At 61.7% G+C, this 24,152-nt stretch carries 22 protein-coding genes; 15 read left to right on the forward strand and 7 right to left on the reverse strand.

The window, feature by feature from the left end; genetic code table 11:
* Positions 1–192: 192 nt before the first annotated feature.
* The 6 genes from AB9N64_RS06825 to AB9N64_RS06850 all read left to right on the forward strand — a co-directional run bounded on the left by AB9N64_RS06825 (position 193) and on the right by AB9N64_RS06850 (position 5,835).
* Positions 193–1,011 (forward strand): NAD-dependent epimerase/dehydratase family protein, encoded by an 819-nt coding sequence (locus tag AB9N64_RS06825; RefSeq protein WP_371360074.1) that lies wholly within the window; start codon positions 193–195, stop codon positions 1,009–1,011.
* Between the two features lie 26 nt (positions 1,012–1,037).
* Positions 1,038–1,913: an SMP-30/gluconolactonase/LRE family protein gene (locus AB9N64_RS06830; RefSeq protein WP_020301680.1), complete on the forward strand. Its 876-nt coding sequence runs from the start codon at positions 1,038–1,040 to the stop codon at positions 1,911–1,913.
* Positions 1,914–1,958: 45 nt separating this feature from the next.
* Positions 1,959–2,921 (forward strand): TRAP transporter substrate-binding protein, encoded by a 963-nt coding sequence (locus AB9N64_RS06835; protein WP_003192291.1) that lies wholly within the window; start codon positions 1,959–1,961, stop codon positions 2,919–2,921.
* A 65-nt stretch (positions 2,922–2,986) separates the two neighbouring features.
* Positions 2,987–3,514, forward strand: a complete 528-nt coding sequence (locus AB9N64_RS06840) for a TRAP transporter small permease (protein WP_014719007.1) — start codon at positions 2,987–2,989, stop codon at positions 3,512–3,514.
* A 1-nt stretch (position 3,515) separates the two neighbouring features.
* On the forward strand, positions 3,516–4,796 hold the full coding sequence (locus AB9N64_RS06845; RefSeq protein WP_014719008.1) for a TRAP transporter large permease: 1,281 nt from the start codon (positions 3,516–3,518) through the stop codon (positions 4,794–4,796).
* A 163-nt stretch (positions 4,797–4,959) separates the two neighbouring features.
* Positions 4,960–5,835 (forward strand): aldose 1-epimerase, encoded by an 876-nt coding sequence (locus tag AB9N64_RS06850; protein WP_371360075.1) that lies wholly within the window; start codon positions 4,960–4,962, stop codon positions 5,833–5,835.
* Here AB9N64_RS06850 and AB9N64_RS06855 read toward each other — a convergent pair.
* The 5 genes from AB9N64_RS06855 to AB9N64_RS06875 form a co-directional block, all read right to left on the reverse strand.
* Positions 5,824–6,969, reverse strand: coding sequence for an HlyD family secretion protein (locus tag AB9N64_RS06855; protein WP_014719010.1), 1,146 nt, complete (start codon positions 6,967–6,969; stop codon positions 5,824–5,826). The genes AB9N64_RS06850 and AB9N64_RS06855 overlap by 12 nt on opposite strands.
* Positions 6,966–8,609 carry an MFS transporter gene (locus AB9N64_RS06860; protein WP_054917398.1) on the reverse strand — a complete coding sequence of 548 codons (1,644 nt, stop codon included), beginning with the start codon at positions 8,607–8,609 and terminating at the stop codon, positions 6,966–6,968. The genes AB9N64_RS06855 and AB9N64_RS06860 overlap by 4 nt, the downstream gene beginning before the upstream one ends.
* Before the next feature lie 231 nt (positions 8,610–8,840).
* On the reverse strand, positions 8,841–9,647 hold the full coding sequence (locus tag AB9N64_RS06865) for a sulfite exporter TauE/SafE family protein (protein ID WP_058410675.1): 807 nt from the start codon (positions 9,645–9,647) through the stop codon (positions 8,841–8,843).
* Entirely contained in the window at positions 9,648–10,892 is a 1,245-nt protein-coding gene (locus AB9N64_RS06870; RefSeq protein WP_371360076.1) for an FAD-dependent oxidoreductase, read from the reverse strand. It abuts the gene before it with no gap.
* A 51-nt stretch (positions 10,893–10,943) separates the two neighbouring features.
* Entirely contained in the window at positions 10,944–11,279 is a 336-nt protein-coding gene (locus AB9N64_RS06875) for a helix-turn-helix transcriptional regulator (protein ID WP_003174875.1), read from the reverse strand.
* A gap of 94 nt (positions 11,280–11,373) precedes the next feature.
* Between AB9N64_RS06875 and AB9N64_RS06880 the strand changes: the two genes are divergently transcribed.
* Entirely contained in the window at positions 11,374–12,237 is an 864-nt protein-coding gene (locus tag AB9N64_RS06880) for an MBL fold metallo-hydrolase (protein ID WP_072433859.1), read from the forward strand.
* A gap of 623 nt (positions 12,238–12,860) precedes the next feature.
* Here the strand turns inward: AB9N64_RS06880 and bkdR are convergent.
* Positions 12,861–13,349 (reverse strand): Bkd operon transcriptional regulator BkdR, encoded by a 489-nt coding sequence (gene bkdR, locus AB9N64_RS06885; RefSeq protein ID WP_003174877.1) that lies wholly within the window; start codon positions 13,347–13,349, stop codon positions 12,861–12,863.
* 195 nt (positions 13,350–13,544) lie between these two features.
* Between bkdR and AB9N64_RS06890 the strand changes: the two genes are divergently transcribed.
* The 5 genes from AB9N64_RS06890 (at position 13,545) to AB9N64_RS06910 (ending at position 19,715) form a co-directional block, all read left to right on the forward strand.
* Positions 13,545–14,780: a 3-methyl-2-oxobutanoate dehydrogenase (2-methylpropanoyl-transferring) subunit alpha gene (locus tag AB9N64_RS06890; RefSeq protein ID WP_014719015.1), complete on the forward strand. Its 1,236-nt coding sequence runs from the start codon at positions 13,545–13,547 to the stop codon at positions 14,778–14,780.
* A gap of 1 nt (position 14,781) precedes the next feature.
* Positions 14,782–15,840, forward strand: coding sequence for an alpha-ketoacid dehydrogenase subunit beta (locus AB9N64_RS06895; protein WP_005789444.1), 1,059 nt, complete (start codon positions 14,782–14,784; stop codon positions 15,838–15,840).
* The gene (locus tag AB9N64_RS06900; RefSeq protein WP_014719016.1) at positions 15,841–17,106 is read left to right on the forward strand and encodes a dihydrolipoamide acetyltransferase family protein; all 1,266 of its coding nucleotides are present in this window, start codon (positions 15,841–15,843) and stop codon (positions 17,104–17,106) included. It abuts the gene before it with no gap.
* Between the two features lie 4 nt (positions 17,107–17,110).
* On the forward strand, positions 17,111–18,490 hold the full coding sequence (gene lpdA / locus AB9N64_RS06905; protein ID WP_058410691.1) for a dihydrolipoyl dehydrogenase: 1,380 nt from the start codon (positions 17,111–17,113) through the stop codon (positions 18,488–18,490).
* Between the two features lie 205 nt (positions 18,491–18,695).
* The gene (locus AB9N64_RS06910) at positions 18,696–19,715 is read left to right on the forward strand and encodes a branched-chain amino acid aminotransferase (RefSeq protein ID WP_032903431.1); all 1,020 of its coding nucleotides are present in this window, start codon (positions 18,696–18,698) and stop codon (positions 19,713–19,715) included.
* Positions 19,716–19,965: 250 nt separating this feature from the next.
* Here the strand turns inward: AB9N64_RS06910 and AB9N64_RS06915 are convergent, their stop codons facing one another.
* Positions 19,966–20,859, reverse strand: coding sequence for a GNAT family acetyltransferase (locus AB9N64_RS06915; RefSeq protein ID WP_371360077.1), 894 nt, complete (start codon positions 20,857–20,859; stop codon positions 19,966–19,968).
* A 283-nt stretch (positions 20,860–21,142) separates the two neighbouring features.
* On the opposite strand from AB9N64_RS06915, the gene ctlX reads away from it, so the two are divergent.
* The 3 genes from ctlX to AB9N64_RS06930 all read left to right on the forward strand — a co-directional run bounded on the left by ctlX (position 21,143) and on the right by AB9N64_RS06930 (position 24,134).
* Positions 21,143–22,069, forward strand: coding sequence for a citrulline utilization hydrolase CtlX (gene ctlX, locus AB9N64_RS06920; protein ID WP_058410692.1), 927 nt, complete (start codon positions 21,143–21,145; stop codon positions 22,067–22,069).
* An 11-nt stretch (positions 22,070–22,080) separates the two neighbouring features.
* Positions 22,081–23,127, forward strand: coding sequence for an ornithine cyclodeaminase (locus AB9N64_RS06925; protein WP_020301301.1), 1,047 nt, complete (start codon positions 22,081–22,083; stop codon positions 23,125–23,127).
* Positions 23,128–23,354: 227 nt separating this feature from the next.
* On the forward strand, positions 23,355–24,134 hold the full coding sequence (locus AB9N64_RS06930) for an ABC transporter substrate-binding protein (protein ID WP_371360078.1): 780 nt from the start codon (positions 23,355–23,357) through the stop codon (positions 24,132–24,134).
* The last annotated feature ends 18 nt before the right edge of the window (positions 24,135–24,152 follow it).

Consider the following 24,152-nt stretch of genomic DNA (forward strand, 5'->3'; position numbering starts at 1 on the left):
CATGTGGGAGCTGGCTTGCCTGCGATAGCGGTGGGTCAGTTACCACATCCTTTTCAGACTCACCGCTATCGCAGGCAAGCCAGCTCCCACCTTTGATCTCATGTGCCTGGAAGGACGTTGACAACACCAGGAATCCCTAACACTATTTCCCCATAGTCATACGACAACCTACAACAAAAATCTGGAAGGCCCATGACCACCACCACCCCCGCTCCCTTCAATCGTCTGTTGCTCACTGGTGCCGCCGGCGGCCTGGGCAAAGTCCTGCGTGAACGCATGCGTCCTTATGCCCAGGTGCTGCGCCTTTCGGATATCGCTGAAATGGCCCCCGCCACCGATGCTCGCGAAGAGGTACACATCTGCGACCTGGCCGACAAACACGCCGTGCATCAGTTGGTAGAGGGCGTCGACGCCATCCTGCACTTTGGCGGCGTTTCGGTGGAGCGCTCGTTCGAAGAAGTACTGGGCGCGAATATCAGTGGCGTGTTCCATATCTACGAAGCCGCCCGCCGCCACGGGGTCAAGCGGGTGATCTTCGCCAGTTCCAATCACGTGATCGGTTTCTACAAACAGGGCGAGCAACTTGACGCCCATTCCCCGCGCCGCCCGGACAGTTACTACGGCCTGTCCAAGTCCTACGGCGAAGACATGGCCAGTTTCTACTTCGACCGTTATGGCATCGAGACCGTGAGCATCCGTATCGGCTCCTCGTTCCCGCAACCGCAGAACCGAAGGATGATGCACACCTGGCTCAGCTTCGACGACCTGACCCAACTGCTCGAACGCGCGCTGTACACGCCCAACGTCGGCCATACCGTGGTGTACGGCATGTCGGCCAACCTCGATACCTGGTGGGACAACCGCTACGCCGCGCATCTGGGCTTTGCCCCCAAGGACAGCTCCGAGGTGTTCCGCGCCCAGGTCGAAGCCCAGCCGCCCGTGGCCGCCGATGACCCGGCCAAGGTCTACCAGGGCGGTGCGTTCTGCGCGGCGGGGCCGTTCAGTGACTGAGTGCCCAGCAACCCAAGGGAATGACTATGCCTGCTGAATTGATTGTCGATGCCCGCAATGCCGTGGGCGAATGCCCGGTGTGGGTGCCTGAAGAAAACGCGCTGTATTGGGTGGATATCCCCAACGGTGGCTTGCAACGCTGGAACGCCGCCACCGGCCATCTGGCAGCGTGGAAAGCCCCAGAGATGCTCGCCTGTATTGCGCGCACCCAGGCAGGCAATTGGGTCGCTGGCATGCAAACCGGCTTCTTCCAACTCACACCCCACAACGACGGCAGCCTCGACACCGTGCCGCTGGCCAGCCTCGAGCATTCGCGCAAGGACATGCGTTTGAACGATGGCCGCTGCGATCGCCAGGGCCGTTTCTGGGCCGGCAGCATGGTGCTGGACATGGGCTTGAACGCCGCCGAAGGCGTCCTTTATCGCTATGGGTCCGGGGCTGCGCCCCACGCGCAACTGGACGGGTTCATCACCCTCAACGGCCTGGCCTTCAGCCCCGATGGCCGCACGATGTACGCTTCCGATTCGCACCCGAAGGTGCAAAAGGTCTGGGCGTTCGACTACGACATCGAGACCGGCACACCGTCCAATCGCCGCCTGTTCGTTGATATGAACGACTTCCCCGGGCGGCCCGACGGTGCAGCCGTGGACGCCGAGGGCGGCTACTGGATCTGCGCCAACGACGCCGGACTGATTCACCGTTTCAGCCCCGACGGCCGCCTGGACCGCTCCCTGAGCGTGCCCGTGAAAAAACCCACCATGTGCGCCTTCGGTGGCAGCCGCCTGGACACCTTGTACGTCACTTCCATCCGTGACGACCCGAGTGAGCAGTCGCTGTCTGGTGGCGTGTTCGCCCTCAACCCCGGCGTCCAAGGGCTGCCCGAACCCCGCTTCATCGTTTAATCGCTGTGCCTTGAATACAACAATAACAAGACAGGAGTGACTTCCATGGACTTCAAACGCACCTTGCTCGCCGCTGCAATCTTCACCCTCAGCAGCGCCGCCCACGCGCTGGAAATCAAGTTCGCCGACATCCACCCCGCTGGCTACCCCACCGTGGTCGCCGAAGAAAACATGGGCAAGGCCCTGACCAAGGCGAGCAACGGCGAGCTGACCTTCAAGTACTTCCCCGGCGGTGTGCTGGGCTCCGAGAAGGAAGTGGTCGAACAGGCCCAGGTCGGCGCCGTGCAAATGACCCGCGTCAGCCTCGGCATCGTCGGCCCGGTGGTGCCGGACGTGAACGTGTTCAACCTGCCGTTCGTGTTCCGCGACCAGGCGCATATGCGCAAGGTCATCGATGGCGAGATTGGCGACGAGATCCTCGCCAAGATCACCAACTCCGAGTTCGGCCTGGTGGCCCTGGCCTGGATGGATGGCGGCACGCGCAACCTCTATACCAAGAAACCGGTGCGCAAGATCGAAGACCTCAAGGGCATGAAGATCCGCGTGCAAGGCAACCCGATTTTCATCGAAGCCTTCAACGCCATGGGCGCCAACGGCATTGCCATGGACACCGGCGAGATCTTCAGCGCCCTGCAGACCGGGGTCATCGACGGCGCGGAAAACAATCCGCCGACCTTGCTGGAACACAACCACTTTCAGAACGCCAAGTACTACACCCTCACCGAACACCTGATCCTGCCTGAACCCATCGTGATGTCGAAAATCACCTGGAACAAGCTCGACCCCGCCCAGCAGGACATGGTCAAGGCCGCCGCCAAGGCCGCCCAGGCTGATGAGCGCGTGCTCTGGGACGCCAAGTCCGCCAGCAGTGAAGAGAAACTCAAGAAGGCCGGCGTGGAGTTCATCACTGTCGACAAAAAGCCCTTCTATGAGGCCACTGCGGCGGTGCGTGCCAAATACGGTGCGCCGTATGCGGACATGATCAAGCGCATCGACGCGGTTCAATAACCTCCCCTGCCCCTGCATAAGGCCCGGCGCGGTCGGCATCGACGCGCCCGGTCACGGTGAACGCCATGAAGACTTTACTGCTGCGCTTCAATGACCGCCTTTACATGACCTGTATCTGGGTCGCCGGCCTTTCGGTCCTGGGGGTGGCCTTGATCATTCCCTGGGGTATCTTCACCCGCTACGCCCTCGGTACCGGTTCCAGCTGGCCGGAGCCCACCGCCATCCTGCTGATGCTGGTGTTCACCTTTATCGGCGCCGCTGCCAGTTACCGTGCCGGCGCGCACATGTCGGTGGCGATGATCACTGACCGCTTGCCGCCTGTCCAACGCCGCCTCGTCGGCATCCTCTCGCAACTGCTGATGGGCACCATCTGCGTGTTCATGACGATTTGGGGCACCAAGCTGTGCCTGTCCACCTGGAACCAATTCATGAGCGCCATCCCTACCCTGCGCGTAGGCATCACCTATATGCCGATCCCGATTGGCGGCGTGCTGACCCTGGTGTTCGTGGTCGAAAAGCTGCTGTTCGGTGACCAGAGCAACCGCAAGGTGGTGCGCTTCGACTTGGTTGAAGAAAACGAAGGGGCCGCCTGATATGGACGCATTGATTCTGTTGGGCAGCTTTGTTGTATTGATTCTGATCGGCATGCCGGTGGCCTACGCGTTGGGGCTGTCGGCGCTGATTGGCGCGTGGTGGATCGACATCCCGTTCCAGGCCCTGATGATTCAGATTGCCGGTGGGGTGAACAAGTTTTCGCTGATGGCGATTCCGTTCTTCGTGCTGGCCGGGGCGATCATGGCCGAGGGCGGCATGTCGCGGCGCCTGGTGGCCTTTGCCGGGGTGCTGGTGGGCTTTGTGCGTGGCGGGTTGTCTCTGGTCAACATCATGGCTTCGACGTTTTTTGGCGCGATTTCCGGCTCATCCGTGGCCGATACCGCCTCGGTCGGCTCGGTGCTGATCCCGGAAATGGAACGGCGGGGTTATCCGCGCGAATTCGCCACCGCCGTGACCGTCAGCGGTTCGGTGCAGGCGCTGCTGACGCCGCCCAGCCATAACTCGGTGCTGTACTCCCTGGCGGCAGGCGGCACCGTCTCCATCGCCTCGCTGTTCATGGCCGGTGTGGTGCCAGGCTTGTTGATGAGCGCGTGCCTGATGGTGCTCTGCCTGATCTTCGCGAAAAAGCGCGACTACCCCAAAGGCGAAGTCATCCCCTTGAAGCAGGCGCTGAAGATCGCCGCCGATGCGCTCTGGGGCCTGATGGCCATGGTGATCATCCTCGGCGGCATCCTCTCGGGCATCTTCACCGCCACCGAGTCGGCGGCGATTGCGGTGTTGTGGGCATTCTTCGTGACCATGTTCATCTACCGCGACTACAAATGGCGCGAGCTGCCCAAGCTGATGCACCGCACGGTGCGCACCATTTCCATCGTGATGATCCTGATCGCTTTCGCCGCCAGCTTCGGCTACATCATGACCCTGATGCAGATCCCGGCGAAGATCACCACGCTGTTCCTGACCCTGTCGGACAACCGCTACGTGATCCTGATGTGCATCAACGTCATGCTGTTGTTGCTGGGCACGGTGATGGACATGGCGCCGCTGATTCTGATCCTCACGCCGATCCTGATGCCGGTGATCCTGGGCATCGGCGTCGACCCGGTGCACTTTGGCATGATCATGCTGGTGAACCTGGGCATCGGCCTGATTACCCCGCCGGTGGGCGCGGTGCTGTTCGTTGGTGCGGCGGTGGGCAAGACCAGTATCGAGAAAACCGTGAAGGCACTGCTGCCGTTTTATGCGGTGTTGTTCTTGGTGCTGATTGCGGTGACCTACATCCCGGCGTTGTCGCTGTGGTTGCCCCATTTGGTGCTGTAAACCTTCTTTCAGAAACAAAAGTGAGCAGCTGTGGGAGCTGGCTTGCCTGCGATAGCGGTGTATCAGTCACGGATGCATTGACTGACAGGTCGCTATCGCAGGCAAGCCAGCTCCCACACTTGCATCCTCAGTGTTTGTTTTGACTTCATCAGGCAGGTCAATCGTGATTGAGCTTTCGGATCAATTCACCCATCTGGTGCTCGCCCCCGCCATCGGCGGCAGCCTCGTCAACTGGACGGTGCGCGCCACCGGGCAGCCGCTGTTACGGCACAGCGATGCACAGGCGATCAATACCGGGCTGCCGGGCAAGCTGGGTTGCTATCCCTTGGCACCCTGGTCCAACCGAATCGCCCAAGGCGGGTTCGACAACCCCGGTGGTTGGCTGGCACTGGCAGCTAATAGCCTCACTGATCCTTTACCGATTCACGGCTCGGCCTGGCAGCAGGCATGGCAGGTGGTGAGCCATACCACGCATGAAGTGGTGCTGGAATTGGAATGCGCCACACCCTTCGCCTATCACGCCCGCCAGCGGTTGCGCTTGAACAACGGTGAGTTGAATATTCAATTGTGTGTAACTCACTTGGCCGAGCAACCCGCGTGGCATGGGCTGGGCTTGCATCCGTACTTACCTCGCCGGCCGGGTACGCGGCTGCAGGCCAAGGCTGGGCAAGTGTGGATGAGTGATGCAGCCAAGCTGCCCACCGAGTTGGCACCGGTTCCCGAAGCCTGGGATTTCCGGCAACTCAAAGGATTGCCAGAGGGGCTGGTGGACAACGGCTTTTGCGGCTGGGATGGGCACTGCCTGATCGAACAACCGGAGCTTGGCTACCGTCTCGAATGCCAGGCCAGCGGCGCCGATTATTTCCTGTTGTACTGCCCGCCGGGGTTTGAGTTTCTCTGCATCGAGCCGGTGAGCCATCCGGTGAATGCCCATCACCTGGCGGGCAAGCCTGGCCTGAAGCTGTTGGAGCAAGGCCAGTCAACCCACCTCAATTTCAACCTGAAATACACGCCAAGCGTGCCAGTGTCAGGGCGGTGAATTTTTGAGACGCCCTGCCGTGTCGATACTCACCACCACCGACAACCCCGGCCGCAAGCGCTCACTCTCGGCTTGATCCGGATCCACGGTGATGCGCACGGGCACCCGCTGGGCGATCTTGACGAAGTTGCCGGTGGCGTTGTCCGCCTGCAACAGGCTGAACTCGGAACCGGTGGCCGGGGAAATATGCTGCACCGTGCCATGGAATTTGCGGTGGTTCAGCGCATCCACGGTGAACGTCACCGGCTGGCCGACCTGCACATTGTCCATCTGGGTTTCTTTCATATTGGCAATCACCCACAACTGCTTGGGCACCAGCGCCATCAGTTGCGCGCCGGAATTGACATAAGCGCCCAGGCGCACGCCAATCTGCCCCAGCTGACCATCCCGTGGCGCCGTGATGCGGGTATTGGACAGGTCGATGCGCGCCAGTTCCACCGCCGCCTCGGCGCTCGCGACAGCTGCCTCCAGGGAGCCGCGGTTGACGATCACCGTCTGCAAATCCTGGCGCGCAATTTCCAGGCTGGCCTGGGCCTGGGCCACGGCAGCGATGGTCTGCGCGTTGGCGGCACGGGTCACGTCCAGTTCGCGTTTGGACACCGAACCATCGCTGATCAGTTCTTCATTGCGGCGCAAATCCGCAGTGCTCTTGCGTGCCTGAGCCTGACTGTCGACCAACGCGGCCTGGCGCAGCTTGATGGTCGCTTCGGCGCTGTTGCGTTGCTGCACCACGTTGGCCAACGAGGCCTTCTGCACCGCCAGTTGTGCCAGGGCCTGGTCGAGGCGTTGCTTGTAGATACGGTCATCCAGGCGCACCAGCAGGTCGCCGGTCTTGACGTACTGGAAGTCCTGCACCGGCACTTCGAACACATAGCCACTGAGTTGCGGGCCGATAATCGTCACCTGCCCACGTACCAGGGCGTTTTCCGTGGTTTCCACCGCGCTGCTGAACGGCGGCAATTGCCAGGCGTACAACACGATCAGCACACCGATGATGGCGATGGCGGCAAAGCCCAGGGACGAGATGATCCGCACGCGCAAGGACCGCAGTTGGGTGGGCACCGCGCCCGGTGGCGTGCTGCCTTCCGGCGTGGCGGCAATGGCAGTCGTGGTGGTGGTTGAAGGTTCAGTCATGAAGTCGCGCCGCTGGGTTGAACAGGAGGAGTTGCCTTGGTAGTGCTCATCAGCCACAGGCTGCGGGTGAAGATCCACAGCATGGTCAGGATCGCGATAATCGCGATCAGCATGAAGACATCGTTGTAAGCCATGACGTTCGCCTCACGGGTGGCCGCCGTGGCCAGGCTGCGGATGCCCATGAGGTTGCGCAGTTCCGGGTCAGCGACGATCTTGCCATAGGCCGCCCCACCACTCTGCACCCGCGCCGCCACAAGCGGATCGATCAGGGTCAGGTGCTCGACGATCATGCTCGAATGGTACTTCTCGCGCACAATCTGGAAGGTGCCCAGCAACGCCGCGCCGATCAGGCCGCCAAGGTTCTGGCAGATCCCGAACATCACCGAGAAGCTCACCAGGTTGCGCGGGTTGGTCAGTACGTTTTTGGTGCCCAGCACCATGGTCGGCCCCAGGAAGAATGTACCGCCGAAGCCTAGCAGGAACTGGCTGATATAGAGGTTCTGCGGACGGGTCAGGTTGCTGGAAAAACTGTCCATCACCGAACCGGTCGCCATCAGCGCCAGGGAGATGATCAGCGGCATCAGCAAATGCGCCGGGTTGATCGTCAACGCGCTGACCACCAGCCCGGCAATCGCCCCGGCCAGCATCACCACGTACAGGGTGTGCATCTGCTGGTAGCTCATGTTCAACATCTGCATGAACCCCACCGCACCGGTGGATTGCTCGGACAGCACCATGCGAATCAGCACCACCGCCAACGCCAGGCGGATCATCACGCCGCTGCCGAGCCAGCGCGTCATCAGCATCGGGTTGCTGCGGTTATGCTCGATGGCGAGCCCCGCCATGATCAGCACCAGGGAACAGGCGGAGGCCACGCCGATCCACGGCGCTTCCAGCCACCAGTCAATACGCCCCAGGGACAGCACAGCGCAGAGCAAGGCCACGCCGCTGGCGAGGATGGCAAAGGTTAGAAAATCGAGTTTTTCAAAGGTCTTGAAGCGATCACCCGGCGGCAGCTTGAGCAGGAACACGCAGCCCAGGCAGATCAGCGCCAGGCCCAGTTCGAACAAATACAGCCCGCGCCATTCAGCGATTTGCAGCAAGTCTTCGGAAAACAGCCGCGCCAGCGGTAACGCCAACTGCGCGGTGCCCAGCCCCAGTACCAGCGCTTTCAGCCGCCACTTGGCCGGGAATGCCTGGATCATGTAGTACAAGCCCAACGAACTGAGCGCCGCACCCACCATGCCATGGGCGGCCCGTACCGCAATTGCCGAACTGAGGTCATTGACGAACAAGTGGCCGAAGGTCACCAGCGCGTAGAGCACCAGGAACACCTCGGTAAACGCACGCAGGCCGAACTGCTGGCGAAACTTCACCAGCAGTAGGTTCATGCACACGTTGGTCATCACATAGGCGGCGGGCAGCCAGGCCATTTCCGCGGTGGTCGCGCCCAGGGCGCCTTGCAGGTATTGCAGGTTGGCGATGACCAGGGCGTTACCCAAGCCGCCGGTGATTGCCACCAGCACGCCGACCAGCGCGAAAAGCCAGCGCTTACGTGTAGGGTGCAGAGGCGTCGACGGCGAGCCAGGCAGGCTTGGCCGCTCGTGGGGTTGCCAGGTGTGGGGGGTGTATTTATCCATTCGGTGACCTTGGTAAGCCGGGGTGCAAGGCCGGTGAATCCGTTACACAGAGGAACAGTAACCTGAGAGGCGTTCATCTTGCCATCTCGTGGACGCATTTGATCCCCAGGCAGACACAGCTAAATGTGGGAGCGGGCTTGCTCGCGAATGCGGTAGATCAGTTGCTGATGCATTGACTGACACGACGCCTTCGCGAGCAAGCCCGCTCCCACACTGCAATCCATGCCGTTCTTAGAGAGAGGCTTTAAGCAACATACCGACTGCCACCACCACACACAGGCTAGCAAACCCCACTTGCAAGGCCCGCGCGGGAATCACCGAACACAACCGCCGTCCTGCCAACATGCCGACGATACTCGCGCCGATAAACACCCAGCCCACCGGCTCGATACTCACGCCCGCATGAAACGCACCGGCCACGCCGATCAGCGACAGCAGGCTGACCACCATCAACGACGTGGCGACGATGCCACGCATCTGCACATCGGTGAGCTGCTTGAACGCCGGTACGATCAGGAAGCCGCCGCCCACGCCCAACAACCCCGACACGGCGCCGGTCACCGCACCCAATGCGGCCAGGGTGGCGCTGCACTTGGCGGTCCAGGCCAGGCGCCCGGTCTCCTGGTTGAGCATGCAGTTCTTCTGGCCCCACGACGCCGAACCATGGTCACTCGGCCCGGCCTCGCGCTTTTCCCGTTGCAGCATGCGCCAGGCCACCAGCACCATCAGCGCGCTGAACAGTCCCATCAGCACCGGCTCCGACAGTTGATGGGCGACGAACACACCCAACGGCGAAAACAACGCGCCAAGCAAGGCGATCAGCAACGCCGCGCGATACCGCACCAGGCCATGGCGCAAGCCATCAATGGCCCCCACCGCTGCCGCCGCACCCACCGCCAGCAACGACACGGGCGCGGCCTGGGTCATGGTCAAGCCCAGCCCCAGCACCAGCGCCGGCACCCCGAGGATGCCGCCGCCCGCGCCGGTCAGGCCCATGACCAGGCCCATCAATACACCCAACACACTGGCCAGCAGCATTCAGTCCACCTTGCTCAGACGGGTCAGCCACTCGCGGCCCTTGAGCATACCGTTCCAGTAGAACCACGGCAGCAGCGTGGCCTTGAGGAACCACATCGAACGGCGCGCCTGCGTGGGATCGAGGGGAAAGGTCGGCAGCAATTTGCCGCCGTAGCCAAACTCGGCCAGCACCACCTTGCCCTTCTCCACCGTCAGTGGGCAGGAACCGTAGCCGTCGTATTTGAGCGGCAATGGCGCCTGTTTGCGCAGGGCCAGCAGGTTTTCCGCCACCACCACGATTTGCTTGCGCACCGCCGCAGCAGTCTTGGCGTTGGTGGTGCCGCACACATCGCCAAGGCCGAAGATATGTGGGTAGCGCAGGTGTTGCAGGCTGTGGGGGTTCACTTCGCACCAGCCGGCGGCATCGGCCAGCGGGCTCTGGCGGATAAAGTCCGGGGACAACTGCGGCGGTACGACGTGGAGCATGTCGAAGGTTTTCTCTTCGACCGTCGCGTTGCCTTGGGCGTCTTTGACTTCAAACCAGGCTTTGCGCGCCGGGCCATCGACTTTCACCAGGTTGGAATTGAACGCCAGGCGCACGTTGTATTTCTCCACGTACTTCATCAATGGCGGCACAAAGGTTGGCACACCGAACAACGCGGCACCGGCCAGGTTGAATTCGACGTCGATGTGTTTGAGGTCGCCCTGCTTGAGCCAGTGGTCGCAGGACAGGTACAGGGCTTTTTGCGGCGCGCCGGCACATTTGATCGGCATCGCCGGCTGGGTGAACAACGCCTTGCCGCCCTTGAGCTGCTGCACCAGCTGCCAGGTGTACGCGGCGTGCTCGTAGCTGTAGTTGGAGGTGACGCCGTGCTGGCCGAGGGTGTCTTGCAGGCCTTCGATTTTTTCCCAGGCCAGGCGCAGGCCGGGGCAGACGATGAGGTTCTTCCAGGTGACGCGCTGGCCGCTGTCGAGCACCAGGGTGTTTTCATCGGGCAACAGTTCGCTGACGGCGGCCTGCACCCAGCTGACGCCATTGGGTAGCACCTCGGCCAGGGGCCGGCGGGTCTTGTGCAGGTCGTAGGCGCCGCCGCCGACCAGGGTCCAGGCCGGTTGGTAGCAGTGGTAGTCGTTAGGTTCGATGAGGGTGATGTTCAGCTGCGGGTCGCGCTTGAGCAGGCTGGCCAGCAGGCCGATGCCTGCCGAGCCGCCGCCGATGACTACGATATCGCCACTGATGGTGGGTCCCCAGTGTTGTTCGGTCATTGTCTACTGCCTTTTTGAGTCAATGCACACAAGGGTCGCTGCCGGATGGCGTCACGCCCAACTTTTTATGACCGCGCCGCAATACAGCCCGGACAGGGTCTTCATCACTTGAATCACTTCATGGCTGGCCAGCCCGTAGAAAATGTATTTGCCTTCCCGACGGGTGGCGACCAACCCTTCATCGCGCAAGATGCCCAACTGTTGTGACAGGGTGGGCTGGCGTACCCCGGTCAGGGCTTCCAGCTCGCCGACGTTGCGCTCGCCCTGGGTCAACTGGCACAGGATCAACAAGCGGTCTTCATTGGCCAGGGCCTTGAGCAAGGCACAGGCCTTGGACGCCGATGCACGCAGCTGGGCGACCTCGCCCTCACTCAACGTAGATTCCATTTGCCTCGGGTCCTTTAAGTCACTTAAGCTCAAAACATTATGTGTAAACGTAAACTGATTGTAACCACTTTTTTCTTCAGCAGAGACAGCCGCCATGCCAGCGTTGATTCAAGCCTTTCTGGATGACGCATCGTCGACCTACACCTATATCGTCTATGAAGCCGATGGCGGCCCTTGCGCCATCGTCGACTCGGTGCTCAATTACGACCCGGCGTCCGGGCGCACCGACACGACGCAAGCCGACAAGGTGATCGCCTTTGTGCGCGAGCATGGCCTGCACGTGCAATGGCTGCTGGAAACCCACGCCCACGCTGACCACCTGTCCGCCGCGCCCTACCTGCGTCGCACCTTGGGCGGCAAGATCGCGATAGGCGAATCGATCAGCAAGGTGCAGGGCGTGTTCAAAAACCTGTTCAACCTCGAGCCGGAATTTCGCGTGGACGGCTCGCAGTTCGATCACCTGTTTGCGCCGGATGACATCTTTCATATCGGCAACTTGAAGGCCCAGGCGTTGCATGTGCCCGGACACACCCCCGCCGACATGGCCTATTTGATCGATGGCCGCTTGATCCTGGTGGGCGACACCCTGTTCATGCCCGACGTCGGCACCGCCCGTTGCGACTTCCCCGGCGGCGATGCGCGGCAGTTGTACGCGTCGATGCGCAAGCTGTTGGCGTTCCCTTCAGACACCAAGCTGTACGTGTGTCATGACTACCCGCCCGAGGGTCGAGAAGCCAAATGCCAGACCACCGTGGCGGAACAGCGGGCGGGCAATATCCATGTGCATGACGGCGTGGATGAAGCGGCGTTTGTTGAGATGCGCACCCAACGCGATGCTGGATTGGGCATGCCGACGTTGTTGCTGCCGGCGATACAGGTAAATGTGCGGGCGGGGAATATGCCGCCGCCGGAAGAAAACGGCGTGACCTACCTGAAGATCCCCCTCAACCAACTTTAGAAGCACCGATCCCCTGTGGGAGCTGGCCGGCGAAAGCGGTGGGTCAGTTGGACCATTCGCCCGATATACAGCTCTATAACGACCAACAGTAACCACGATGGGAAGCGAGCCGCTCTTGCTCTTGCTCTGCTTGTGATCTTGATCTCAGGCGCCCCGTTAAACCACGCTGGCCGGAATTCGACAGGGATTTGGGGGGTAAACCGGCAGGGATGCCGGTTTAGCCGCCCCGCGCCATGGATGGCGCGTGGCGGCGGCCCCCCAAATCACTGGCGGATTACGGGCACACCGAGCCCAAGCGAGGTGCCGAGTGGTGGGGCAAGAGCGTTTTGCTTACTTTTGGGCTCTTTTCAAAAGTAAGCCGCTGTAGAAGCGGAACCCTAAGTGGCCGTTACCGCAGGAATGGATATGTACACAATCCAGCTACGTTGACTGTGAGGCCGTCTTCGCAGGCAAGCCAGCTCCCACAGTTGGATCGTTAGGGTGTCAGGTAGGTAATCGTCGGCTGTCAGGCCGCCATCGCAGGCAAGCCAGCTCCCACAGTTGGATCGTTGGGTGTCAGGTAGATTGGCGTCGGCTGGCAGGCCGTCATCCCAGGCAAGCCCTACATTTTGTCCCGTGTTGAATCAGGAACCGAGGCTGATGCCATTGGCCGGCAATGGCAATGCGGTTTTGTAGCGCACTTGCTTCAAGGCAAAGCTGGAGCGAATGTTCGCCACCCCCGGCACCTTGGTCAAAAAGTCCATCATGAAACGCTCCAGCGACTGAATCGTGGGCACCAACACCCGGATCAAATAGTCCGGGTCGCCGGCCATCAGGTAGCACTCCATCACCTCAGGCCGATCCGAGATCGCCCCTTCGAATTGCTGCAGCGCCAGCTCGTTCTGTTTTTCCAGGCTCACATGGATGAACACATTGACGTGCAGCCCCAGCAAATCAGCATCCAGCAGCGTGACCTGCTCACGAATCAGCCCCAGTTCTTCCATCGCCTTGACCCGGTTGAAACACGGCGTGGGCGACAGGTTGACCGAGCGGGCCAGGTCGGCATTGGTGATCCGGGCATTCTCCTGCAGGGCGTTGAGAATGCCGATATCGGTACGGTCCAGTTTGCGCATGAGACAAAATCACCTGTTTATTATGTTTATGCAGTTTTTTTATCCGCAAATGACCGTGAGCGCAATGAAACACAGATAAATATTCTTCTACGCCACGCCTATGATTGTTGTAGGACAAGATTTCTTCTACCCGAAGACTGACTGTCAGCTAGCGCGCCCACTACAAGAAATTCACAAGATAGAGCGTAGAAAGCCATGACCCAGCCGTATGCACCGCTGCGCCTGCATGTTCCCGAACCCTCGGGCCGCCCAGGCTGCAAGACCGACTTTACCTACCTGCGTTTGACCGACGCCGGCCTGGTACGCAAACCCGCCATCGACGTAGAACCGGCCGACACCGCCGACCTGGCCAAGGGCCTGATCCGCGTGCTCGACGATCAGGGCCAGGCCCTTGGCCCGTGGGCCGAGGGTGTCTCCACCGAGATCATGCGCCGCGGCATGCGCGCCATGCTCAAGACGCGCATTTTCGACAACCGCATGGTGGTCGCCCAGCGTCAGAAAAAAATGTCGTTCTACATGCAAAGCCTTGGCGAAGAAGCCATCGGCAGCGCCCAGGCCCTGGCCTTGAATATCGACGACATGTGCTTCCCCACCTATCGCCAGCAAAGCATCCTGATGGCCCGCGAGGTGCCGCTGGTGGACCTGATCTGCCAACTGCTGTCCAACGAGCGCGACCCGCTCAAGGGCCGCCAGTTACCGATCATGTATTCGGTCAAGGAGGCGGGCTTCTTCACTATTTCCGGCAACCTTGCCACCCAATTCGTGCAGGGCGTGGGCTGGGGCATGGCCTCAGCGATCAAGGGCGATACCAAGATCGCCTCGGCCTGGATCGGCGACGGCGCCACTGCTGAATCGGACTTCCACACCGCCCTCACCTTCGCCCACGTGTACCGCGCGCCAGTGATTCTCAACGTGGTCAACAACCAGTGGGCGATTTCCACCTTCCAGGCCATCGCCGGCGGTGAAGCCACCACCTTCGCCGGACGCGGCGTCGGTTGCGGCATCGCTTCCCTGCGCGTGGACGGCAACGACTTTATCGCCGTGTACGCCGCCTCGGCCTGGGCTGCCGAGCGTGCGCGCCGCAACCTGGGGCCCACCCTGATCGAGTGGGTCACCTACCGCGCCGGCCCACACTCCACCTCCGATGACCCATCCAAGTACCGTCCCGCCGACGACTGGAGCCACTTCCCGCTGGGCGATCCGATTGCCCGCCTCAAGCAGCACCTGATCAAAATTGGCCAGTGGTCCGAAGAGGAACACGCGGCGGTCAGTGCCGAACTTGAAGCCGAAGTGGTCAAGGCGCAGAAGGAAGCCGAACAGTACGGCACCCTCGCCGGTGGCCAGATTCCAAGCGCCGCGACCATGTTCGAGGACGTCTATAAAGAGATGCCGGAGCACCTGAAGCGCCAGCGTCAAGAGTTGGGGGTGTGACATGAACGACCACAACAACAGCATCGAACTGGAAACCGCCATGACCACCACCACCATGACCATGATCCAGGCCCTGCGCTCGGCCATGGATGTGATGCTTGAGCGTGACGACAACGTGGTGGTGTTCGGCCAGGACGTCGGGTACTTCGGCGGCGTGTTCCGTTGCACCGAAGGCTTGCAGACCAAGTACGGCAGCTCGCGGGTGTTTGACGCCCCCATCTCGGAAAGCGGCATCGTCGGCGTGGCCGTGGGCATGGGCGCCTATGGCTTGCGCCCGGTGGCCGAAATCCAGTTCGCCGACTACGTCTACCCCGCCACCGACCAGATCATTTCCGAGGCGGCGCGCCTGCGCTATCGCTCGGCCGGCCAGTTCACTGCGCCCTTGACCATGCGCATGCCCTGCGGTGGCGGCATCTATGGCGGCCAGACCCACAGCCAGAGTATCGAAGCGGTGTTCACCCAGGTCTGCGGCCTGCGCACGGTGATGCCGTCCAACCCCTATGACGCCAAGGGCCTGCTGATCGCCTCCATCGAAAACGATGACCCGGTGATCTTCCTCGAACCCAAGCGCCTGTATAACGGCCCTTTCGATGGCCACCACGACCGCCCGGTAACGCCGTGGTCGAAACACCCCCAAGCCCAGGTGCCGGACGGTTACTACACCGTGCCGCTGGACGTGGCCGCCATCGTGCGTCCGGGTTCGGCCGTGACCGTGCTGACGTACGGCACCACCGTGTATGTGTCGCAAGTCGCCGCTGAAGAAACCGGCATCGACGCCGAGGTCATCGACCTGCGCAGCCTGTGGCCGCTGGACCTGGAAACCATCGTCAAGTCGGTGAAAAAGACCGGCCGTTGCGTGGTGGTGCATGAGGCCACGCGCACCTGCGGCTTTGGTGCCGAGTTGGTCTCGCTGGTGCAAGAGCATTGCTTCCACCACCTGGAAGCGCCGATCGAACGCGTCACCGGTTGGGACACCCCCTACCCGCACGCGCAGGAATGGGCGTATTTCCCAGGGCCGTCCCGAGTGGGCGCGGCGTTGAAACGGGTCATGGAGGTCTGAATGGGCACGCACGTTATCAAGATGCCGGACATAGGCGAGGGCATCGCGGAAGTTGAATTGTCGGTATGGCATGTAAAGGTCGGCGACCTGGTGGTTGAAGACCAGGTGCTGGCGGATGTGATGACCGACAAGGCGATGGTGGATATTCCCTCGCCGGTCCACGGCAAAGTGATTTCCCTCGGCGGCGAGCCGGGTGAGGTCATGGCAGTGGGCAGTATTTTGATCAGCATTGAAGTAGAAGGCGCAGGCAATACCAAGGATGTACCCGTGGTTGCCGAGCCGGCGAAGGCCGCGCCGCCTGTGGCCGAAGCCAAACCGGTACAGGCGCCGGTAGAAAGCAAGCCCGCTGCAGCAGTGAAAGCGCCGCAAGCGCCCGTGGCCCGTGAAGCCAGCGAACGCCCATTGGCCTCGCCTGCCGTGCGCAAACACGCGCTGGATGCCGGGATTCAACTGCGCCTGGTCCAGGGCACAGGGCCTGCCGGCCGAATTCTGCATGAAGACCTGGAGGCTTACTTGCGCCAGGGCACGGCAACGGGCGCCAGTGCCGCCAACCCTTACGCCGAGCGCAACGACGAACACCAAATCCCGGTGATCGGCATGCGCCGCAAGATCGCCCAGCGCATGCAGGACGCCACCCGGCGCGCCGCGCATTTCAGCTACGTGGAAGAAATCGACGTCACCGCCCTCGACGAGTTGCGCGTGCATCTCAACGAGAAGCACGGTGCGACACGCGGCAAGCTGACCCTGCTGCCGTTTATCGTGCGGGCCATGGTGGTAGCCTTGCGCGACTTCCCGCAGATCAATGCGCGTTACGACGACGAAGCCCAGGTCATCACTCGCCTCGGTGCCGTGCACGTGGGCGTCGCCACCCAGAGCGACGTGGGCCTGATGGTGCCGGTGGTACGTCACGCCGAAGCCCGCAGCCTGTGGGGCACTGCCGAAGAAATCGCGCGTTTGGCCAATGCCGCACGCACAGGCAAGGCCAGCCGCGATGAGCTGTCCGGTTCCACCATCACCCTGACCAGCCTTGGCGCCTTGGGCGGCATTGTCAGCACGCCGGTGCTGAACCTGCCGGAAGTGGCCATCGTCGGCGTCAACCGTATCGTTGAGCGGCCGATGGTGATCAAGGGCCAGATTGTGGTGCGCAAGATGATGAACCTCTCCAGCTCCTTCGATCACCGCGTGGTCGATGGCATGGACGCGGCGCAATTCATCCAGGCCATTCGCGGCCTGCTCGAACAACCCGCCAGCCTGTTCCTGGAGTAAGGGCATGACTCAGACATTGCACACCACGCTGCTGATTATCGGCGGCGGCCCCGGCGGTTATGTGGCGGCGATTCGCGCAGGCCAACTGGGCATCCCCACTATCCTGGTGGAAGGCCAGGCACTGGGCGGCACCTGCCTGAACATCGGCTGCATTCCCTCCAAGGCGCTGATCCATGTGGCCGAGCAGTTCCAGCAAACCGTGCACCATAGCCAGGGCTCGCAACTGGGCATTGAAGTGGATGTACCGACCCTGGACATCCGCAAGAGCGTGGAATGGAAAGACGGCATCGTCGACCGTCTGACCACCGGCGTGGCCGCACTGTTGAAGAAGCACAAGGTGCAGGTGATCCATGGCTGGGCCAAGGTCATCGACGGCAAGACTGTCGAGGTGGGCGAGCAGCGCATCCAGTGCGAACACCTGCTGCTGGCCACCGGCTCGACAAGCGTCAACCTGCCGATGCTGCCGATTGGCGGGCCGATTATCTCCTCCACCGAAGCCCTGGCACCGACCCATGTGCCCAAACGCCTGATCGTGGTGGGCGGTGGTTATATCGGCCTGGAACTGGGTATCGCCTACCGCAAGCTGGGTGCCGACGTCAGTGTGGTCGAGGCCCAGGCGCACATCCTGCCGGCCTACGACGCCGAACTGACCCTGCCGGTGGCTGAATCCTTGAAGAAACTCGGCGTGAAGCTGTACCTGGAACACAGCGTCACCGGCTTTGCCGACGGCAAACTGCAGGTGCGCGCCCCCAACGGCGACATCTTGGCGCTGGACACCGACCAGGTGCTGGTCGCCGTGGGGCGCAAACCCAACACCCAGGGTTGGAACCTCGAAGCGCTGAACCTGGACATGAACGGCGCGGCGATCAAGATCGACAGCCGCTGCCAGACCAGCATGCGCAACGTGTATGCCATCGGCGACCTCAGTGGCGAGCCGATGCTGGCGCACCGGGCCATGGCCCAGGGCGAAATGGTTGCCGAACTGATCAGCGGCAAGGCCCGCGAATTCAACCCGGCGGCAATTCCGGCGGTGTGCTTTACCGACCCGGAACTGGTGGTGGTCGGCAAGACCCCGGACGAGGCCAAGGCTGCCGGCCTGGATTGCATTGTGTCGAGCTTCCCCTTCGCCGCCAATGGCCGGGCCATGACGCTGGAGTCCAAAGCCGGCTTCGTGCGGGTGGTGGCGCGACGTGACAATCACTTGATTGTTGGCTGGCAAGCCGTGGGGGCCGGAGTGTCCGAGCTGTCGACCGCGTTCGGCCTGAGCCTGGAAATGGGTGCGCGCCTGGAGGATGTGGCTGGCACCATCCATGCCCACCCGACTCTGGGTGAAGCGGTGCAGGAAGCCGCGCTGCGGGCGTTGGGCCACGCGTTGCACCTGTAAAACCGTGGCGTGGCTATCGCAGGCAAGCCAGCTCCCACACTTGGAATGCATTCCAATGTGGGAGCCGGGCTTGCCCGCGATAGCGGTGGATCAGCCAATGCAGAGGTTGAATGGTCCGCCGCCCTCCTCCCACACCGGCCAAGAATGCAGTATTGTTGCGCCCATCCAGAAAAAAAATCCGACTTGACCAGAGATAGAGGGTGTCATGGGTAACGAGAGCATCAATTGGGACAAGCTGGGTTTTGACTACATCAAGACCGACAAGCGGTTTCTCCAGGTCTGGAAAAACGGCGAATGGCAAGCTGGCACCCTGACCGACGACAATGTGCTGCACATCAGCGAGGGCTCCACTGCCCTGCATTATGGCCAGCAATGCTTCGAGGGCCTGAAGGCCTATCGTTGCAAGGACGGTTCGATCAACCTGTTCCGCCCGGACCAGAACGCCGCCCGCATGCAGCGCAGCTGTGGCCGCCTGCTGATGCCACAAGTGCCGACCGACGCGTTCATCGACGCCTGCAAACAAGTGGTCAAGGCCAACGAGCGCTTCATCCCGCCGTACGGCAGTGGCGGCGCGCTGTACCTGCGCCCGTTCGTGATCGGCACCGGAGACAACATTGGCGTGCGTAGCGCGCCGGAGTTCATCTTCTCGGTGTTCTGCATCCCGGTCGGTGCCTACTTCAAGGGCGGCCTGGTGCCGCACAACTTCCAGATCTCCGGCTACGACCGCGCCGCGCCGCAAGGCACCGGTGCCGCCAAGGTCGGTGGCAACTACGCCGCCAGCCTGATGCCCGGCTCGGAAGCGAAGAAATCCGGTTTCGCCGACGCGATCTACCTGGACCCGATGACCCACTCGAAAATCGAAGAAGTCGGCTCGGCCAACTTCTTCGGGATCACCCACGACAACCAGTTCATCACGCCGAAGTCGCCTTCGGTATTGCCAGGCATCACCCGCCTGTCGCTGATCGAACTGGCCCAGACCCGCCTGGGCCTGGAAGTGGTCGAGGGCGAAGTGTTCATCGACAAGCTGGATCAGTTCAAGGAAGCCGGCGCCTGCGGTACCGCTGCGGTGATCTCGCCTATCGGCGGCATTCAGTACAACGGCAAGCTGCATGTGTTCCACAGCGAGACCGAAGTCGGCCCGATCACCCAGAAGCTCTACAAAGAGCTGACCGGTGTGCAGACCGGTGACGTGGAAGCGCCAGCGGGTTGGATCGTCAAGGTCTGACAGCCACAAAAGCCAGCGACACCACAAAACCCTGTGGGAGCTGGCTTGCCTGCGATAGCGAACTGTCAGTCAGCATATGATCGTTCCCACGCTCCGCGTGGGAATGCAATGCATCCCCTGACGCTCCGCGTCACCTGTTGTCCGGCGGGACGCGGAGCATCCCAGGCGGCATTCCCACGCAGAGCGTGGGAACGATCAAAGGCCCACCGCTATCGCAGGCAAGCCAGCTCCCACACTGGTTTCTACGCCTTCAAGAGCGTGGCGCAATATTCTCGGCAATCTTCTTGCCCATACTGATCCTCGGCTCCACCCCGTACCCCAACGCCTCATAAAACCCCACCACCACGTCATTGCCGCCGGTGATCTGCAGGTTGATCTTCATGCAACCCAGCGCCGTCAACGCCTGTTCGGCATAGCGCACCAGCGACGATCCCAGGCCATGGCGCCGATAGTCGGTATGCACCGCCACCGAATACAACCAGCCACGATGCCCGTCATAGCCGGCGAGAATGGTACCGATCACGGCTTTGTTGTCGGTGGCAACGAAGAACAACCCGTCGTTGACCGCCAGTTTCCTATCAATCGCCAGGCTCGGCAGGTTATGCGCGGTGTCATAGCCAAACGCCTGCTGCCATAGCTCAATCACCTGAGCACGGTGTTGACGGTCGCGATAAGGCCCGATGGGGTGGCGGGACAACAGCGTTTTTTCCATCACCAACGTGCGCTCATTGCCGTGGTACACGTCACGCACGTTGTGAAAACCCAACTTGGCGTAGAAGGCTTGCGCCGTCAGCGAGGACGGCACGCTCAAGACCGTCACGCCGGCTTCACGGGCGCGCAGTTCGATCTCGATCATCAACAATCGGCCAATGCCCTGCCCTTGCAGCGCTGGGTTGACGAACACCGAGCGCACCACATTGCCATCCAGTGAGGCCGTAGCGACGATCAGTTGAGCCTGAGTCGCCACCAACACTACCCGCCGCTGGAGCAATGCCAGCACAGCGTCGGGGGTGAAGTTGCTGGCAACCCGCGCAATCACATCCGCGGGGTAATCACGTGCGTTGCTGCTGTGCAGCGCAGCCAGGATGACGTGGCTGATACCTTCGGCATCGGAAGGTTGGGCAAGGCGAACAGCGGTAGACATGGTTCCTCCTGGCTGACACAGCGATAACAATCACCACAATACCAATGTGGGAGCTGGCTTGCCTGCGATAGCGGTGGGCCAGCCAGATGAATGGGGCTGACACACCGCTATCACAGGCAAGCCAGTTCCCACAGTTTGATCGTATTTCAATCTGGCAGCCGATTCGGCTGCGCCACTCCCGTTTTCAGCTTTCTTGGCTGAGCCACCCCGCCGTTTCAGCCGGGATCCTTTCCCCGCAACGCACACAATAGCGGCACAAGATCCCCAACGGACCCGTGCCCCCATGCAAACCACCAACACCGTCCTGATGATCCGCCCGGCGCGCTTTGCCTTCAACCCGGATACCGCGATCAACAACCGTTTCCAACGCCCGCCGCTGGACCCGCTCAGTGCACAGCACAAAGCGCTGGAGGAGTTCGACGGTTATGTCGACACCCTGCGCCAGCACGGCGTGGAGGTGCTGGTGGTGCAGGACACGCCGGCGCCCCACACGCCCGACTCGATCTTCCCCAACAACTGGTGGAGCAGCCATGCCGACGGCAGCCTGGTGCTCTACCCCATGGAAGGCCAGAACCGCCGACTGGAGCGCAACAAGGGCGTGCTGCAAGTTTTGGAGCAGCGCTTTGCGATCAACACCACCATCGATCTCAGCCACCTGGAACAACAGAACATCTTCCTGGAAGGCACCGGCAGCATGGTACTCGACCGCCAGCACCGCATCAGCTACGCCTGCCATTCGGGGCGCACCCACCACGCGGCCCTGCGCCAGTTTGCCGAACGCCTCGACTACCAACTCTGCGTGTTCCACGCCCTGGACCGCCACCAGGCACCCATCTACCACAGCAACGTGATGATGAGCGTTGGCCGCGACCTCGCGGTGGTGTGCCTGCAGGCCCTGCCCGACGACCGCGAACGCCTGGCCCTGGAACGCTCCCTGCGTGATACCGGCAAAGATATCCTCAGCCTGGACTTCGGCCAGCTGGAAGCCTTCGCCGGCAACATGCTGGAAGTCCACGACCGTGACGGCCAGCCGTTGCTGGTGATGTCCGCCAGTGCCTGGGGCGCCCTGCATCCGGCGCAGCGTCAGCATGTGGAACGCCATACGCGGCCGGTGGTGGTGAATATCGACAACATCGAACGCATCGGCGGCGGCAGTGCCCGCTGCATGCTGGCCGAAGTGCATCTGCCGGCCCGTCCCTCATTTCAATAAGGAGTCTTGCCATGACCCGTTATATCGACGTCAACGACCTCAGCTACCTGGTTTCGCAAAAAGGCCTGCAAACCTGCATCACCGAAATGGCCGACTACATTCGCGCCGACTACCTGCGCTGGCAGGATTTCGAGAAATGCGCGCGCCTGGCCAACCATTCACCGGATGGGGTGATCGAGCTGATGCCGGTGTCCGACGCCTCGCTGTACGCCTTCAAGTACGTCAACGGCCACCCGAAAAACACCCTGGCCGGCATGCTCACCGTGATGGCGTTCGGTGCCTTGGGCGACGTCGACACCGGTAAACCGGTGCTGCTGGCGGAAATGACCCTGACCACTGCGATCCGCACCGCCGCCACCTCGGCCCTGGTCGCCCGCTACCTGGCCCGCGCCAACAGCCGCAGCATGGCGCTGATCGGCAACGGCTGCCAAAGCGAATTCCAGGCCCTGGCCTTCCACGCCATGCTCGGTATTACTGAAATCCGCCTGTTCGACATCGACCCCCAGGCCACCGCCAAGCTCGCCGCCAACCTCAAGGCGTTCCCGGCGATCAAGGTGATCCTGGCCGCCAGCGTCGCCGAGGCAGTCAAAGGCGCGGACATTGTCACCACCGTGACTGCGGACAAAGCCTACGCCACCATCCTGACTGACGAGATGATCGAGCCAGGCATGCACCTCAATGCCGTGGGCGGTGACTGCCCGGGCAAGACCGAGCTGGACCGCCGCATCGTCGAGCGCGCTCGGGTGATCGTCGAGTACGAACCGCAAAGCCGCATCGAAGGTGAAATCCAGCATATGCCGGAAGATTCGCCGGTCACCGAGCTGTGGCAAGTGATCAACGGCCAACAGCCGGGCCGCGAAAATGACCGCCAAATTACCCTGTTCGACTCGGTGGGTTTTGCCATCGAAGACTACTCGGCCCTGCGCTATGTATTGGACGTGGCCAAAGCCCTGGATGTGGGCAGCGAGCTGGAGCTGGTGCCGGACCTGGCCGACCCGAAAAACCTGTTCGCACGCCTGGCCCAGCAACCTGTGGTACAGCATAAAAAGCGCGCCTGAAACCGCTCTGGCCTGCCGCTTTGCGCCCAGGGCAGGCGAGATTCTAGTGGGTTAAAAGCCGATTTTGCCGGTGCCACAGCCGATTCCGCTGCATTGCTTGTTTTAACAGCGCAATTTGCGCTTTGCGCAGGGGGTAAACGACACAAAAAACGCACCACCATGAAGCATTCTCTGCTCCCAGTTATTCACTGCCCCTGACATCAATTACAAAATATAGGGACCGACACATGACTCCTCTGCGATCACTCTTCGCTGCGTTGCTGTTGCCACTGTGCGCCACTTCTGCCCACGCCCAGGACTGGAAAGAAATCCGGTTTGGCGTGTTCCCCGAATACCCGCCCTTCGAATCTGTCGCCGCCGACGGCAGCCTGCAAGGGTTCGATATCGAACTGGGCAACGCTATCTGCGCCAAGCTCGAAGTGAAATGCACCTGGGTGCACAACGAATTCGACGGCATGATCCCGGCCCTGCGTGCGCGCAAGTTCGACGCGATCATGTCCTCCATGGCCGTGACCCCGGCTCGTGAGAAAGTCATCGACTTCACCGACCGCCTGTTCCTCAGCCCCACCTCGGTGATCACCCGCAAAAACGCCACCTTCGGTGACACCCCCGAGTCGCTGAACGGCAAGCACGTTGGCGTGCTGCAAGGCTCGTTGCAGGAAGCCTATGCCCGCGCACACCTGGCCAAGCTCGGTGCACAGATCAAGGCATACCAGTCCCAGGAACAGAACTACGCCGACCTGCAAAACGGCCGCCTCGACGCCACCCTGACGGACAAGCTCGAAGCCCAGCTCAACTTCCTGTCCAAGCCCGAAGGCGCCGACTTCAAGACCGGCCCGGCCTTCAAGGACCCGACCCTGCCGCTGGACATCGCCATGGGCCTGCGCAAGAACGACCAGGCATTGCGTGAGCTGATCAACAAGGGCATCGCCGCCGTCCAGGCCGATGGCACTTACGCACAGATCCAGAAGAAATACTTTGGCGATCAGGACATCTACAACGAGTAACCGGCAACCCGTGCCCCT

Source organism: Pseudomonas sp. KT_2_4 (assembly GCF_041410225.1).
GTDB classification, from domain to species: Bacteria; Pseudomonadota; Gammaproteobacteria; order Pseudomonadales; family Pseudomonadaceae; genus Aquipseudomonas; species Aquipseudomonas paracarnis.